Source organism: Liquorilactobacillus ghanensis DSM 18630, from assembly GCF_001435235.1.
Classification (GTDB): domain Bacteria; phylum Bacillota; class Bacilli; order Lactobacillales; family Lactobacillaceae; genus Liquorilactobacillus; species Liquorilactobacillus ghanensis.
This window is the reverse complement of record NZ_AZGB01000015.1, coordinates 263,122-279,222: the sequence shown is the minus strand read 5'-3', so window position 1 is coordinate 279,222 and position 16,101 is coordinate 263,122. Positions and strand designations below refer to the sequence as shown.

General features: G+C 36.7%; 13 protein-coding genes and 4 tRNA genes. 14 read left to right on the top strand and 3 right to left on the bottom strand.

Annotated features, from left to right (window positions below):
* The first annotated feature begins 173 nt into the window (after positions 1 to 173).
* The 7 genes from FC89_RS05515 (at position 174) to FC89_RS05485 (ending at position 5,744) form a co-directional block, all read left to right on the top strand.
* Positions 174 to 245, top strand: a tRNA-Glu gene (locus FC89_RS05515).
* 4 nt (positions 246 to 249) lie between these two features.
* Positions 250 to 322 (top strand) — tRNA-Thr (locus FC89_RS05510).
* A gap of 895 nt (positions 323 to 1,217) precedes the next feature.
* Positions 1,218 to 2,693 carry a peptide MFS transporter gene (locus FC89_RS05505; protein ID WP_057871537.1) on the top strand — a complete coding sequence of 492 codons (1,476 nt, stop codon included), beginning with the start codon at positions 1,218 to 1,220 and terminating at the stop codon, positions 2,691 to 2,693.
* 67 nt (positions 2,694 to 2,760) lie between these two features.
* Positions 2,761 to 2,843 (top strand) — tRNA-Tyr (locus FC89_RS05500).
* A gap of 232 nt (positions 2,844 to 3,075) precedes the next feature.
* Positions 3,076 to 3,879, top strand: a complete 804-nt coding sequence (gene proC, locus FC89_RS05495; RefSeq protein WP_057871536.1) for a pyrroline-5-carboxylate reductase — start codon at positions 3,076 to 3,078, stop codon at positions 3,877 to 3,879.
* Positions 3,880 to 3,888: 9 nt separating this feature from the next.
* Complete coding sequence (gene nagA / locus FC89_RS05490) at positions 3,889 to 5,025, top strand: N-acetylglucosamine-6-phosphate deacetylase (RefSeq protein WP_057871557.1); 1,137 nt, start codon at positions 3,889 to 3,891, stop codon at positions 5,023 to 5,025.
* A 17-nt stretch (positions 5,026 to 5,042) separates the two neighbouring features.
* Positions 5,043 to 5,744 carry a GntR family transcriptional regulator gene (locus FC89_RS05485; RefSeq protein ID WP_057871535.1) on the top strand — a complete coding sequence of 234 codons (702 nt, stop codon included), beginning with the start codon at positions 5,043 to 5,045 and terminating at the stop codon, positions 5,742 to 5,744.
* A gap of 112 nt (positions 5,745 to 5,856) precedes the next feature.
* Here the strand turns inward: FC89_RS05485 and FC89_RS05480 are convergent, their stop codons facing one another.
* Positions 5,857 to 6,594: a WecB/TagA/CpsF family glycosyltransferase gene (locus FC89_RS05480; RefSeq protein WP_057871534.1), complete on the bottom strand. Its 738-nt coding sequence runs from the start codon at positions 6,592 to 6,594 to the stop codon at positions 5,857 to 5,859.
* 181 nt (positions 6,595 to 6,775) lie between these two features.
* Here FC89_RS05480 and nadE point away from each other — a divergent pair, with 181 nt between their 5' ends.
* The 4 genes from nadE to FC89_RS05460 all read left to right on the top strand — a co-directional run bounded on the left by nadE (position 6,776) and on the right by FC89_RS05460 (position 9,276).
* Positions 6,776 to 7,603 carry an ammonia-dependent NAD(+) synthetase gene (nadE, locus tag FC89_RS05475; RefSeq protein WP_057871533.1) on the top strand — a complete coding sequence of 276 codons (828 nt, stop codon included), beginning with the start codon at positions 6,776 to 6,778 and terminating at the stop codon, positions 7,601 to 7,603.
* On the top strand, positions 7,584 to 8,063 hold the full coding sequence (locus FC89_RS05470; RefSeq protein WP_235804384.1) for a SprT family protein: 480 nt from the start codon (positions 7,584 to 7,586) through the stop codon (positions 8,061 to 8,063). The genes nadE and FC89_RS05470 overlap by 20 nt, the downstream gene beginning before the upstream one ends.
* Positions 8,064 to 8,107: 44 nt before the next feature.
* Positions 8,108 to 8,193, top strand: a tRNA-Leu gene (locus FC89_RS05465).
* A 96-nt stretch (positions 8,194 to 8,289) separates the two neighbouring features.
* On the top strand, positions 8,290 to 9,276 hold the full coding sequence (locus tag FC89_RS05460) for a beta-ketoacyl-ACP synthase III (RefSeq protein WP_057871532.1): 987 nt from the start codon (positions 8,290 to 8,292) through the stop codon (positions 9,274 to 9,276).
* A gap of 152 nt (positions 9,277 to 9,428) precedes the next feature.
* Here the strand turns inward: FC89_RS05460 and FC89_RS05455 are convergent, their stop codons facing one another.
* The gene (locus tag FC89_RS05455; protein WP_083485420.1) at positions 9,429 to 10,490 is read right to left on the bottom strand and encodes an LCP family protein; all 1,062 of its coding nucleotides are present in this window, start codon (positions 10,488 to 10,490) and stop codon (positions 9,429 to 9,431) included.
* Between the two features lie 567 nt (positions 10,491 to 11,057).
* On the opposite strand from FC89_RS05455, the gene FC89_RS05450 reads away from it, so the two are divergent.
* From FC89_RS05450 to FC89_RS05440, 3 genes are all read left to right on the top strand, one after another.
* On the top strand, positions 11,058 to 12,005 hold the full coding sequence (locus FC89_RS05450) for an AEC family transporter (protein WP_057871530.1): 948 nt from the start codon (positions 11,058 to 11,060) through the stop codon (positions 12,003 to 12,005).
* A 341-nt stretch (positions 12,006 to 12,346) separates the two neighbouring features.
* Positions 12,347 to 13,534, top strand: a complete 1,188-nt coding sequence (locus FC89_RS05445; protein WP_057871529.1) for a C40 family peptidase — start codon at positions 12,347 to 12,349, stop codon at positions 13,532 to 13,534.
* Between the two features lie 294 nt (positions 13,535 to 13,828).
* Positions 13,829 to 14,503 carry a 2,3-bisphosphoglycerate-dependent phosphoglycerate mutase gene (locus FC89_RS05440; RefSeq protein ID WP_057871528.1) on the top strand — a complete coding sequence of 225 codons (675 nt, stop codon included), beginning with the start codon at positions 13,829 to 13,831 and terminating at the stop codon, positions 14,501 to 14,503.
* A gap of 202 nt (positions 14,504 to 14,705) precedes the next feature.
* Here the strand turns inward: FC89_RS05440 and FC89_RS05435 are convergent, their stop codons facing one another.
* On the bottom strand, positions 14,706 to 16,040 hold the full coding sequence (locus FC89_RS05435) for a C1 family peptidase (protein WP_057871527.1): 1,335 nt from the start codon (positions 16,038 to 16,040) through the stop codon (positions 14,706 to 14,708).
* Between the last annotated feature and the right edge of the window lie 61 nt (positions 16,041 to 16,101).

The following is a 16,101-nucleotide window of genomic DNA, read 5'->3' as shown; positions in this document are numbered from 1 at the left end:
AACGCCGATAGTAGTTGGGGGATCGCCCCCTGTGAGGGTAGGAAGCTGCCGTGCTCGAAGATTAATATTGCTCGGAGACAAAGAGAATAACTGGTTAAATACTGATTATTGTCGATAATCTTCCGGGTTTTTTGTTAGAAATATAATAAGCGGCAAATTCTTTGCCTGCTTTTGACCCGTTGGTCAAGTGGTTAAGACACCGCCCTTTCACGGCGGTAACATGGGTTCAAATCCCGTACGGGTCATTAAGCCAGCTTAGCTCAGTTGGTAGAGCATCGGTATCGTAAACCGAGGGTCACAGGTTCAAATCCTGCAGCTGGCATTTCCTATTATAACTTAGTTTATACTTAGCTTTTAAATCGTTGATTTAAGGGCTTTTTTTATGTTTAGGAAGCTTATATTATATGTAGCATGCTGATTTGAAAATGAAATCTAAAATGAACCAAATTCACACAGGTAAAAACTGTTTTTTAATAAAATTAAATCATTTTGTTGAAAAAAGAGTATTTTATGATACAATATAATTCGTAAAGGCCTTATATATAACTACAATTATGTGGTTATATATCGTTTCTTAACCACCCTTTTATGTTGATGTGGGCACACAAAAAGAGAGGCAGTATGAAAGCTGCTTCTTTTTTATTTTATATACAGCACATTTTTAATAAATGGATACTGATTTGTGTATAAGTAGCAAAAGGACTCCTAAGAAAAATCTAGGAGTCCGTGGGTGATATGGATTAGCTTAATCCATTAAAAAGGTAACAAAAAATGATGGCTATTACATTACCTAAGTTTAAAATAGCACAATGCAGTTGCTTAAGCCAATATATTGTACTACAACATGAAAAATATTTTTTATATATACAATTATGTATTGTATCAAAAATGGCTTTGGATTTGTTTTAAAATCATTAATTCTGCATATTAATACAACAGTGCTAGTGGTTAAGGGGATGAGATATAATTACATATTTAGTGCCTTAATGCAGTATACTATACTATTTTTGTATATGTGCTATAATTTAATAGTTGTGGTTTTTGATACACTTACTTTGCAATCGATAGTACGTTATATTATTGAGGTTTATGGTCATGCTGGTAGCAGGCATTAATTAGCTCAAGCTTTAACTAGTTTACCACTCGATTTCGATAATTTAAGTCGATCGGTTTTTTTATTTTTGGATGAGTAATCTAATATGTCTGGAGGATTTTAATTGAATAATCAAGATAGTGGTCGTGAATTTTTAGGCCATCCACGTGGACTTTCAACGCTGTTCTTTACCGAGATGTGGGAGCGCTTCAGTTACTATGGGATGCGCGCAATCTTACTTTACTATATGTACTATGCAGTTTCACAAGGTGGTTTGGGATTTGATAAACCGCTGGCAGCTTCAATTATGTCAATTTATGGAGCTCTAGTTTATTTATCGAGTGTGATCGGTGGCTTCATTAGTGATCGAATTCTGGGTAGTCGAAAAACAGTCTTTATTGGTGGAGTCTTAATTATGTTTGGGCATATTGCCTTGGCAACACCATTTGGAAGAATAGCTCTTTTTATTTCAATCGCTTTAATCGTAATCGGTACTGGTTTGTTGAAGCCAAATGTGTCTGAAATGGTTGGGTCATTATACACTGAAAATGATCCGCGGCGTGACTCAGGTTTTACGATTTTTGTTTTTGGAATCAACGTAGGAGCTTTTATTGCACCAATCGCTGTTGGCTATTTAGGACAATATGTCAACTTTCACTTAGGTTTTTCATTAGCTGCTATTGGGATGTTTTTTGGCTTACTGCAATATTATTTTGGCGGGAAAAAATATCTTTCAAAGGAAAGTCTTTATCCAACTGATCCATTAGAACCGGCTGATTTTAAACGTGTTATTCGTCGGACAGTTTTAGGTGTAGTTGCTTTGATTTTAGTTTTAACGATTATGCAATTGTTTAATTTGCTGAATTTAACCAATTTAATTTTAGTGATCACCATTGTAGCTGTAGTTATTCCAATCTTTTACTTTATTATGATGTTGACTAGTTCGAAAATTACTAAAATTGAACGTTCGCGCGTCTTTGCTTATATCCCTTTATTTATTGCAGCAATTTTATTCTGGTCGATTGAAGAACAGGGTTCGGTTGTTTTAGCCCTCTTTGCTAATGACCAGACCAGATTGTCGCTTTTTGGTGGGGCTATTCATTTTCCATCCAGTATATTTCAAAGTATGAATCCATTATTTATTATGATTTACGTACCGATTTTTGCACGCTTATGGACTAAACTTGGCTCAAGGCAACCGTCTTCTTCTAAGAAATTTTCATATGGGCTGTTTTTTGCTGGTATTTCCTTCTTATGGATGATGTTGCCAGGAATGTTGTATGGGACTAGTGCCAAAGTATCACCATTTTGGTTGATTATGAGCTGGGTACTGGTAATTGTTGGTGAAATGCTGATTTCACCAATTGGACTATCAGCAACAACCAAGTTGGCTCCTAAGGCCTTTCAATCACAAATGATGAGTATGTGGTTTTTAAGTGATGCAGCCGCTCAGGCATTTAATTCTCAGTTAGTAAGATTCTATGCTAAAGGAACTGAGATTCATTACTATGGGATAATTGGTCTTATTACTATTATTTTTGGTGTGATTTTATTGTTGATTTCACCGAGAATTGAAAAGTTAATGGAAGGTGTCAATTAATTTTTGCTTGCGTTTTAAATTAATCCAGTGTATCATAGTTAAGTCAGGTATTTAGAGATACCTTAGCGGAAGGGTAGCGAAGTCTGGCTAAACGCGGCGGACTGTAAATCCGCTCCTTCGGGTTCGGTGGTTCGAATCCACTCCCTTCCATAAATATTAAAGTATAACCGTCCAAGTGGGGCGGTTTTTTTATTGACATTTAGACTAATAAAGTAGTAAATTCAATTTATTGGTATATATCAATTTTAATTAGAGGTGAAGCTTAAGAAAAGAATTAGTAACAGTATTAAAAAAATCACTAAACTTTGTAGTATATAGATTTTTTAATTTGAATATTGTTAGTTTATTGTAATTTGAAATAGGTGAAAGGAACGATCATAAAATGAAAATTGGTTTTATTGGTGCCGGCAACATGGCTCAAGCAATTATTCAGGGCTGGTTGAAAACACAGACGGTCGATCCAGCAGAAATTGTTATCCATAGTAAGCATCCGCAGAGTTATCAAAATTATGCTGCCAAGTATCATTTAAAAGCAGCAGATAGTAATCAAGCGGTTGTGCAAGAAACTGAAATTCTGTTTTTAGCGGTTAAACCGCAAGTGATAAGTAGCGTTTTAAGTGAGATCAAAGAAAGTGTTCAATCGAAGCATCCAATTGTTGTTTCAATGGTAACGGGATTTTCGATTGATCAGATACTGCAGAGTTTACAGGTAGAGGATTTAGAAGTTTTGCGGATTATGCCCAATGTTAATGTAGAAATTGCGGCTGGCATGACAGCTTTAGCTCCTAATAAACAGTTAACGGCTGCACATTTTGCGGTTTGTCAAAATTTGTTGGCTTCACTTGGGAAAACAATTGAATTGCCAGAACATGATTTTAGTTTATTTGTTGCTCTGGCCGGCAGTTCGCCAGCTTTTATTTATCTGTTTATTGATGCCATGTCACGCGCTGGAGTTAAATATGGCTTTTCGAAAGCTCAAGCGACAAAAATAGCGGCTCAAGCTGTTTTAGGCAGTGCCCAAAAGGTATTATCAAGTTCAAAAAGCCCTTGGGATTTGATTGATGATGTTTCATCACCGGGTGGAACAACGATTGCCGGTTTGCTGGCAATGGAAGAAGCCGGATTTATGACGTCGGTAATTAAGGGAATTGATGCAACAATTGCCAAGGATCAAGGGAAGGAATAAGTGATTTTAATGCAAACAGTTTTAAAACATGCTGATATTTTTACTGGTAATGAAGAAATTAAAGACGGTTATCTACGTTTTTCAGATAAGATTTTAGCAGTTGGACCAATGAAGGAATATCATCCAGTTTCAGAGGATCAACAAGATTTTGATTTAGCAGGAGCAACAGTTGTGCCAGGTTTTATTGACGTACATAGCCATGGCGGTTACGGTTTTGATGCGATGGATGGTGATCCAAATCAAATTGATCAAATGGTTGAACAGATGATCCATGAAGGAATTACCAGCTATTTTGCAACAACGATGACGCAATCTCACGAAAATATTGCTAAGGCAATGGTTGGAATTAAACAAGCCGCCGCAAAAAATCCGGTAATTCAAGGGATTCATCTTGAAGGACCATTTATTTCAACAGTTTTTAAGGGAGCACAGCCGGAAAAGTACATTCAGGCACCCGATATTGAACTCTTTAATCATTGGAATGAGTTAGCTGGGCATTTAGTCAAATTAGTAACATTTGCTCCAGAAAACGAGAATACGGCTGAATTTGAAAATTATTGCTTGCAGCATGGAATTGTACCTTCAATTGGGCACAGTAATGCTAAACGCGAGGATCTGCTGCATTCAAAAGCTTCTCATGTAACTCACCTTTATAATGCACAGCGCGAGTTTAAACATCGTCAGCCGGGAGTAACAGGACATGCACTGCTGGAGGATAATATTTACTGTGAAATGATTGCTGATGGATTTCATGTTTGTCCCGATATGATTCGGTTAGCTTTCGAATTAAAAGGACCACATAAAATGGAATTGGTCACTGATTCAATGCGGGCTAAGGGGATGCCTGAAGGAATTTCTGAATTAGGTGGACAGAAAGTAATTGTTAAGGATAAGCAAGCTCGTTTGGAATCCGGTAATTTAGCTGGTTCAGTTTTGCAATTTCAAGATGCTTTTCGAAATATTATCCGCTTTACTGGCTGTTCTTTACATGATGCAGTTCAAATGTCAGCGGTGAATCAAGCCAAAGAATTCGGCTTAGTAAACAAGGGAACATTAGAGGTTGGCAAAGATGCCGACTTGAATATTTTTGATCAAGGTTTAAACTTAAAAGAGACTTATAGTTTAGGACGACGTTATCTTGACTAATTTAGGAGGTTACCGACATGACATCATCACCAATTTATATCCAAATTCATAATCATATTAAACGCGAAATTGAATCTGGAAAATGGAAAATTGGTCAGCGGATACCAGCCGAAAGGAAACTGGCAACTGATTATGGAGTCAGTCGAATGACACTTCGGCAGGCAGTTCAAACTCTTGTTGATGAAGGAATTCTTGAGCGGCGGATTGGATCGGGAACTTTTGTCGCCAGTCAGAAAGTTCAAGAAAAAATGTCAGGTATTACCAGTTTCTCAGAGTTAACCAAAGCTCAAGGAAAAGTTCCCTCAAGTAAAACGGTTTCCTATCATGTTGCCGCACCGTCTTTAAGTGAAATGGAAAAATTGAATTTAACTGAAAATCAATTGGTTTTACGCATGGAACGAATCCGCTTTGCAGATCAAACGCCAATTTGTTTTGAAGTAGCGACAGTTCCATACGAGCTGGTCAAAAAGTTCAGCAAAGAAGAAGTTACCAGTTCTTTGTATCGAGTGCTCGAGGAAAATGGCTTAGCGATTGGTCATGCACAGCAAAAAGTTTCTGCAATGCAGGCTTCAGAAAGAATTGCAGAATATTTGCAAATTAAACGTGGAGCTGCAATTTTAAGATTACATCAAGTAACTCAGCTTACTAACGGTCAGCCGTTTGAATATGTTAGAACGCAATATGTTGGCAATCGTTTCGAGTTCTATTTGGAGAAATAGTTAAATATGACCGCTTATTTCCAGTGCTAATTAATAAAATTAGTACTGGAAATTTTTATTCAGCTCAATATAGTATAAATACTAGTATTATTTTTAATAGCATGCCCGAAAATTAATGGACTAAGTGAAACTTTTGCCCCAGCACCAGTAAAAGATACTTGGGAAGAGCCAACATTCGCGGTAACCGGCTTGGTTCTTGAAGCAATCGATAACACCATTCTATATGGTGTTTTTGCCAAAAAAGCGGTGCCCGCTTTACTTTCCCAGCAATAACATCAAAGCTGCCGCCTACTCCCATCCAAATAGCATGAGTACCAGCTGCATATTGACTGATGAAAGTTTCTTGTTTTGGAAAGCCGAGAGCCACCAAAACAATGTCCGGTTGTAATTGTTTGATTGTTTGACCAATCTCAGCCGCTGATTGATAATAACCATCGTGGTAACCGGCGATTATCAGCTTGGGATACTGCCGCTGAATATTTTTTAAAGCAGTGTTTAACACAGTTGCCCTTGCCCCAAGAAAATAAACTGATTTTTGCTTCTTTTCAGCAACTTTTAATAATTGCTGCAGTGTATCAAAACCGGTAACTCGTTCGGGGAGTGGTTGACCTAATAGTTTTGCGCCAATAACAATTCCAATTCCATCAGCGGTGATCAAATCAGCTTGTTTTAAAATAGTTGCGTATTCAAAGTGTTTGCGCGCATATAGAACGATCTCAGGATTAGCAGTAACAATAAAGCGGCATTGTTGTTGTTCCAAATCAAGCGTTAATTGTTTAATTAATTGTTGATTGGTCAACTGAGAAAATTGAATTCCCAAGATGTTAATTTTATGGTATTGCTTCAAAATAATCAGCCTGCTTTCTTCTTGAACTGTTTTATAGTATAACAGAAACTATGTAAATTGTTGGAAAATAAATTTTATTGAATTTGGATTTATCCATAATAATTAATGAATTTAACTGATAAAAAGGGTAAAATGATGAGAGAAGATATAACATACTAACAGTTAAATTACTGGAGGGAAATATATGAGAGAATTACAGCAGCAAATAATCAAAGAATTGTGTGTTAAACCGGAAATTGACCCGCAAACTGAGATACGACGCAGTGTTGATTTTATGAAAGCTTATTTAAAAAAGCATACTTTTTTAAAAAGCTTAGTTTTAGGTATTTCTGGTGGTCAGGACTCAACTTTAACTGGCAAGTTGGCACAAATGGCAATTTCAGAATTACGTCAAGAAACCGGGGATAATTCATATCAATTTATAGCTGTTCGGTTACCTTATGGAAACCAAGCTGATGAACAAGATGCTTTGGATGCGATTGAATATATTCAGGCTGATAAAACTGTTCGGGTTAATATTAAGCCAGCCACTGATGAGATGGTTGCTAGTTTGATTGAAAATGATTTGACGATCAGTGATTTTAATAAGGGCAATATTAAAGCCCGCCAACGAATGATTGCACAATACGGTGTCGCCGGGGCAAGTCAAGGGGCAGTTGTGGGAACTGATCATGCCGCTGAAGCAATTACTGGTTTTTATACTAAATATGGTGATGGTGGGGCTGATATCACTCCAATTTGGCGCTTAGATAAACGACAAGGGAAACAGCTATTGAAGATCTTAAAAGCACCGGAACATCTTTATTTGAAGACACCGACAGCCGATTTAGAAGAAAAACGGCCAGCTTTAGCTGATGAAGCAGCACTGGGAGTAACTTATCAAAATATTGATGATTATCTTGAGGGACGGGATGTACCAACAACAGCAGCTGAAAAAATTGAAAATTGGTATTTAAAAACGCAACATAAACGGCATTTACCAATTAACGTATATGATGATTTCTGGAAATAGATTATTAAGTTGCGATAATCAAGAATTACAGCAATTAACGGAAGAAATATCACTTCAATTTTTTCAGCGACCGTTTAAACATAAAATTACTTTTAATTCAAGATTGCGGACTACTGGCGGTCGTTATCTGCTGGTAACGCATAATATTGAAATTAATCCATTGGTTGTAAGTAAAAGCCAGCAATTGTTGGTTGGTGTAATTAAGCATGAGCTTTGCCACTATCATCTGCATTTGATGGGATTGGACCACACTCATCGCTCACTTGAGTTTAAACGGTTACTGCTAGCAACACAGGGAGTTCGCTATGTTCCACAGCTGGTTTCGACTAAAAAACGTTATATATATGTATGTCGACACTGTGGTCAGCGATATTTCCGGCAACGGAAAATTAATACTGAAAAATTAGTTTGCGGTCGTTGTCGTGGTAAGTTACGATTGCAAGCGCATCTCGAACCTTGAGCTTGTTTTTGGTGATTGGTTCTGGTATAATTATATCTGTTGTTGCGGGTATGGCGGAATTGGCAGACGCGTCAGACTAAGGATCTGGTGAGTGTTAAAACTCGTGATGGTTCGAATCCATTTACCCGCATATTAATAGGGACCGGTGTAAAACATTTTGTTTTGCGTCGGTCCTTAGTTTTTTAAATTAGTTTCCTTTTTGAATTAATGAAAGGGTCGGGATTTCGTGAATAAAACAATTAAATTAACAGCAAGCGCACACTATGTTCCAGCAAAAATAGTGAAAAATCAGAAATTAAGCCAAATTATGGATACAAATGATCAATGGATTCAACAACATACGGGGATTCAAACCAGACATTATGCTACTAAACAGAATACTTCAGATTTGGGAGCAAAAGTAGCACAGCAGTTATTGCATGCTAGTGGATTAACAGCAGCTGAGGTTGATTTAATCGTTGTTGCAACGATTACGCCTGATGCATTGACTCCGGCTACAGCTGTTTTAGTACAACAAAAAATTGGTGCAGTTAATGCGCTGGCCTTTGATGTTAGTGCGGCCTGTTCGGGTTTTATTTTTGCACTTAGTACGGCAGAAAAATTTTTGCGTAGTGGACAGTACCAGCATGCAATTGTAATTGCCAGTGAAGTTAATTCAAAAATGCTTGATTTTCAAGATCGGACTTCTGCTGTCTTTTTTGGCGATGGTGCTGGTGGCGTTTTATTATCAACTACGGCTGATCCAACACTAGAACTTTTTCGGGGAGAAAAATTATTAACAAAACCGGCACCGGAAATGATTCACAGCGGCCGTATTCCAGTAATTCAAAAAATTGCCGCCGACCAATATCCCACCTTAGATGCGTTTTATCAAGATGGACGTGCGGTTTATAATTTTGTTACAACGAATGTTCCGCGCTATTTAAAAAAATTTTTGCTGGAACAACACGTAAAAAATCAACAAATCGGTTTAGTGGTACCCCACCAAGCGAACTTGCGGTTGATTGAACAATTATCTCAACAATTGGATATCCCATTAAGTCGATTTGCAATTAATGTCGCTGAATATGGCAATACATCATCAGCAGGAGTTGCAATCGGACTTGATCAGGCGCTTAAAGCTGGCAAGCACCCTGAATATGCGTTGCTAACTGGGTTTGGGGCTGGTCTGACATTTGGCGGGATGCTATTGAATCTTTCACAGGTAAAATGAGTTGGTTATGAGAATGAAAATTATATAAGTCAGTAATTAAAAAAGTGGAGCTAGACAAGTTAATTTTCTTGTCTAGTTCCACTTTTTTTATATAAGGAATGACACATATTTTACTAATTGAAAGTAAATAATTAAAACCACAATTTAGGTGTTTAATCAGAAAACAATTGATCAACTCGACCGACGAATGTTGCAGTTGAAGGGCTCAAGCCTAATTCACTGCGAATATCATCAGAAATTTTTTGCTTTTCTTTTGCAGTTGCTACTTGATAAGATAAACCATTGATCATAGTATCTTCTCCTTGCAATACAGCCGAGTTGATTGAACCAGCCGCTGCTTTGTAATTAGTTTCAATGGTTAACATATCATTATAGCTTAGATCGGTCTGCATATTGCCTTGGATAGTATTTAAAATTTGCTTGTAGTTACTAATCGAAGCCGATGACATTGCTTTACTGACAATCGCTTTGATTACTTGTTTTTGTCGTTTTTGTCGACCGTAGTCACCTTCCGGATCTGAATAGCGCATTCGGGAATAAGCTAAAGCTTGTTTACCATTAAGAACAACGGTTTTTCCTTTTGTTACATGTGCGTAGCTATAATTGAAAGTTAATAGCGGCTTTATTGTAATTCCACCGATCGCGTCGACCATTTTGCGCAAACCACCCATATTGATCAAAAGGTAAAAATCAATTGGAACATGTAAACTGTTTTGAACCGTTTTGATGGTTGTTGAAACACCACCGATTGTATAAGCTGAATTAATTTTGTCATAAGAGTTTCTTGAACCCGGAATTTTTACTTGAGTATCACGTGGAATACTGGTTAAAGTTGTCCGTTTTGTTTGCGGATTAACAGTAGCAATTATAATTGTATCAGTGCGTCCTTTATCCGTTCTTCCTAAAGCACCAGTATCGGTTCCAAGCAGCAAGATTGAAAATGGCTTCTTCTTTTGTAGAACATCAGATACATTTCGCAATTTCTTTACATTAGTTTTTTGGTACGTTTCATTGATTGTCGTTTTGGCTGCTCCCAGCACATGGTAAGCGTAGAAGCCGGCTCCATAAAAAGCAATCAATAAAAGTAACAAAAGAATGCCACAAGTTTTTCGAAAATATCTGTGATTGCCTATTTTTTGGTGAGAAGGATGATTTTGATTTCGGCGTAAAGGTGTCTCTAAAAACTCAGAATCTTTTTGATCACGTTTATTCATTGTTAGCTCCTTAAACAGGTATTATGAAGAAATTATACTACTTAATTGAAATGAAGGTTTATCCAAAAAAATTTTTAAGACTAAATTAAGTTTTCGTTGATTTAAAATCTAAAGCAGTTCCGCGTAAATGAAAATAGATAGGTGTATTTGATTAAAATTTGAGTAATAAAATCCCAAAAGCAAAAATTTCCGTAAACAAAATTAAGTTTATCACTTTTTTTACCCAAAAGCCTGCATAATAGTCATTATTTTATAAAATGTTCGCTTATTTAAAACTGATTAAATTCATAAAAATGTGATCGTCAGTGCAATTGAAACGTTGTACGTAAATATCTAAGGCAGTTAATTATGTCAAAATAACAATTAGCTTATTTTTGAATGTTTAATTGATTGTAAAAATCAATATTTTTAGCAACTGAACTAACAACAAGTCAATAATTTAAGAAACCGCTTTTTTGGGAAAATACTTACAAATAAAGCAGCTACTGTAATTAGTTGTGCTATACTGGAAAATGTTTATAAATTCAGGTTATAGATGATCATTTTTGTAGAAAGTAGGGAGTGTCCATGCAAGTTTTTGAACATAGCATTGGCGGAGTATTAGTCATTCTTGTGATGATTGTTTTAGGCTATATCTTGACAGAACGTAAGTGGTTTGACGAACATTCGGGACGTTTAATTGCCAAATTGGTTACACAAGTAGCATTACCGTGCTATATGGTCACTACGATCACGCATCGATTTTCTGCCCATGAACTGATGGTAATGATTCCAGATTTGCGTTATCCGGTAATGTCGATGGTAATCTTGATGCTGGTTGCATTTGCAATCGTCCAGTTACTGCATATTCGTGACAACCATGCCGGTTTATTTTCCTCAATGTTTTTTAATTCAAATACAGTTTTTGTCGGTCTACCGATTAATGAGGCTTTATTTGGCAAAGCAAGTATTCCTTATGTGCTGATTTATTATATGGCTAACACAACGATTTTTTGGACGATCGGAACTTATTTAATTCAAAGAGACGGGACAAAAACAGTTAAATTCGATTTGAAAAAAACTTTGGGGAAAGTGTTTTCTCCACCGTTATTAGGGTTTATTATTGGCGTAATTTTAGTTTTACTGCACATCCAATTGCCGGACTTTGTCGATAGTGATCTGGACTATATTGGCGGATTAACAATTCCACTGTCAATGATTTTTATTGGCTTTTCAATTTCACATGCTGGTTTAGGAAAATTAGCATTAGGAAAAGATAATATTTTAATCTTGTTGGGACGATTTTTGTTAGCCCCACTTTTGATGACTCTGTTGGTTATCCCATCAAATATGCCATTGCTGATGAAACAGGTTTTCATTTTGCAGTCAGCGATGCCGGTTATGACCAATGCGCCGGTTGTTGCTAGTTTATATGATGCAGATGCTGACTATGCTGCAATTATGGTAACGGAAACGACCTTGTTATCATTAATTATCGTACCAATTTTAATGGTTATTACCCAAAACATCAGTTAACAAGTAGTTATCAAATAAAATATAAGTTAAAGCGGAGATCGAGTTTATCGACTGCGCTTTTTTGTTTATCCAGGTAGATTGAATTATTTATTTGAGAAAGTCTCAACGATATATGCGAATGGCTAACAATTTACCTTTAAACCGGCATTTTGGGGAGAAAAAGCCGAGAAATGTAACAATTGAAACTTAATTGTAACGAAAACGCATTCTACGAGCGATATTGCCGGTTTTTGTAAATATAATGTAACCCCCATTTTTGAATTCAAATGCTAAGATAGGTAGGGTAAGTTAATAATACTTAAAAATACATAGTAGGTTAAATAGTCGCGGGGGCGTATAGTGTGGTAAAACGAAAAAAATTATGGCTGCTATTGGCGGGAGCAGCTTTTCTGATAAGTGCTGGTTCTGTAAGTGTTGCATCAGCTTCTAAAACGGATGAACAAATCTCGACAGTTAATTCTAAGATCGAGCAAACACAAGCATCAGTTGATCAAGCTCAAAAAACGATCTCTAAATTACAATCACAGCAAACAAAAGATCAGGTTGAGATTCATGCTTTAAGTAAGAATATTAATGCCCGTAAAGGACATTTAGCACAACAAGCACGTTCAGCTCAAACAAATGATACTGGTTCATTGATTACTTTTTTAACTGATGCTAAAAGTTTGAGCGATGTAATTGATCGAGCTGCAGCAGTTGCGACGATGATTCATGCTAATAATCAAACATTGAGTGAACAAAGAAATGATAAGCAAAAGGTAGTTGCGGATAAAGCAAGAGTTGTTGCAGCCGCAGCCAAAGAAAAATCGTTGAATAATAATTTGAACCAGCAGTTAGCTGATTTAGCAGTTCAAAAAGTAGAATTAAAAGTACAAAAGTCTAAAGAAGATGCTGCTCGAAAACAAGCGGAAGCGGCTTTAGCTACTGCTAAGAAGGCAGCACAAACCGTTAAGACCACTAAAAATCAAGTAACGGCAGTTAAAGCAGTTGCTACTGCAAATAAGGCAGCGGCAACGGTTACCAATGTGAATAAGACTGATAATAATACTAAACAAACTTCAAATCAGCCAACGAATGTGGCATTTAACAAACCGGTAAATAACAGTTCAGCGAATAATAACTCAGCAAACAAAACTGCTAATAGTAGTGCGGCACCAAGTACCAGTAGCGTAAATACTAGTTCAGTAGTGGCGGCGGCAGTTTCGCTAACTAAAATGAACATTCCATATGTCTTTGGTGGTGCATCTTTATCAGGGATGGACTGCTCCGGCTTGACAATGTATGTTTATAGAATGTTCGGCGTCAACTTACCACATAATACAGTGGCACAAGAAGGCTATGTAAATTATGAATCAGTTTCACAGGCACAGCCGGGAGATTTGTTGTTCTGGGGTTCTAAGGGAGCATCTTATCACGTTGCAATTTATATCGGCGGTGGTCAGTTTGTTCATGCACCAACTGAAGGACAAAACGTTAAAATTGGTAGTATTTCTGGTTTTCCACCAAGCTTTGCTGGACGCATTAAATAATTAAAAGTATTTTACGAAACTATTAAACCCAAGACTATGATAAAATTTAATATTTTCTGATGTATTGCTAATGGTATTAACAATAGATTAGTGAATTTGTTAGGCTGCTTGTTCATCAAGGACAAGCAGCTTTTTAGATACAAGCTAACTGATAGTACTTTAGGTAGTAAAAGTGTTCATTACAAGGATTGGACTGCAGGGAATCTGTTTAAGAACTTTGGGCTTTCTTCTCATTAAGGATTTTATTTGCTATGATAGTGGGGAAAGCTTACTTGGTATGAGGGAGAGTTATAGATGGTAAAATTAGTATTATTACGTCATGGTCAAAGTTTGGCTAATCAGAAAAATGAATATACTGGTTGGACAGATTCTCCATTAACTGAACAGGGCAGACAAGAAGCACGACACGCGGGACAATTATTGGCTACTACTGGCATTCAATTTAAAGCATTGCATACTTCATTGCTTTCACGAGCGATTGAAACTTCATACATTGTACTCGAGCAGATTAATCAAAATTGGGTACCAATCAAAAAAACTTGGCGCTTAAATGAGAGACACTATGGGGCGTTAAGGGGATTAAACAAAGATAAAACACGAGAAATTTATGGTAAACGGCAAGTAGCGTTATGGCGGCGTAGTTTTGCGACTGTTCCGCCGCTATTACCTCAAGTTGATCAGGAACGTCGTTACCAAACTTGGCCGGAAACAATTTTGCCACGGGCGGAAAGTTTGAAAATGGCCTCGGAAAGAATCATTCCTTATTGGTTAGATGAAATTGCACCTGCTTTGTTGCATGATAAGAATCAATTGATGGTTGCCCATGGCAGTACGTTAAGAGCTTTAATCAAATACTTGGAAAATATTGATGATCGCTCAATTGATGGTGTTGAAGTTGAAAATGCAGTTCCGATTGTCTATGAATTGGATAACAAACTTCGAATTAAGCAAAAGACATCATTAAAATAAAAGTGATAGAATTTTAAAAAGTAAGCAAAAATCTTTAATTCAAATAGTACTGGTTTCAACAGTTGCCATAAGCTAAATGTCAATTTATTCGTAAACAAAAAACCTAGCCTCGACTAGGTTTTTGTTGTTTAATTAGCTAATTAGTAAAAGCTTGCTACTGCAATTTATAGCATAGATTCATTATCAGCAGTAGTTGCTTAAATTAAGCTAAAGCTCCCATTGGATCCCATGGAGCTAAAACTTTTGGTTCTTCTTTTAAAACTGTTTGCAACTCTTGTGGTAAAAACTTCTTATTAACGACCACTTGGTAGCAATATTCGTTCATCCAATTGTTACTCATAACAAAGAAACCGTTGGTACCGACTTTCTTGCCCCATGAGTTTTCGACTTTCCACTTGGTTGGCTGACCATCAACCAAATCGACACCGGTCAAGACCATTGCGTGAGTCATTAAGCTTTGACCGTAGTCAAGTCGTTCAGCTTTGGACATTGCAAAATCAATATCGAATAATTCATTTTGTTTGTATAGATTAGTGTCCATAATGCCTTTTTGACGATCGGAAGATTTGCCGACATCACAGCCGAACCAAACACTTTCACCGGCTTCTAATTGTTTTAAAGCAACTTGGCGGAAAGTATCCATTGTTACATTCAGGTGGCGAACTTGCCGACCGCCAATAACATTTCCAAGCATTTCAATAGTATACATCTTGTTATATGGTTTATCAGCCGTTGGTCCGTTAATGATCGAAACGTATTGATCAAGATCCCAGCCGACATATTTTTTGAAAAAGCTTTGTGGTGTTAGATTCTGATCCAGATGATATTTTTTATCAGCATCCCGATATTCAAAATCAAATTTGGTCGGTGGTTCACCAAAACTGTATGCTAATAAGCGATAAACTTCGGTCAACATCGTTTTTCTAGCAGTTGCAATTTCAGCTTCAGTTGCTTTGTCAGCAACTAATTTTCTTAATTTAACAGCATCTTTGCGTAATTTTAAATTAAGTGCACTGTTAACTTCAGCTGATTTGGAAGAATTATAAGTTTCCGGCATGGCTGATTGTGGAACGATTCCATATTTTTGAATAATAGCGACAATCATATCCCACTGACCACCATCTTGTTGTGGAGTGGTCATCAGCCAGGCAACTTTCCGATCTGATGTTGGTAATTGTGCAGTTTTTAAAACATTTTCATAGAAATAATTTGCTTTTTCCAACTTGTCCCAGAAAAAAGTATAATTTTGAGAAAGTTCAAAATCCTTGGGAACACCAAATTTATTTTTAATATCATGCCGCATGGTATTTAGTGCGGCAAACATCCAACAGCGACCAGATTGCTTTTGATTAGCAACATCGCCTGTATCAAGATCAATTGAAAAAACTGGGGTCATAGCAGCAGCTGAATGGTAGTCAGCGGCAGTTGCCAAAATTCCATTTTTAGTAACAGCTCTTTCAAGAACTTTGTGTTTTGGATGGTCAGCTAAATCTTTTTTGAATTCAGCTAACGTATTTGAATCAATTGCTTTTGTCAAGACAAGTCAACTCCCCTTATTAAGAATAAGTTCATTATATGCTAAAAACTTGAGTAGGTAA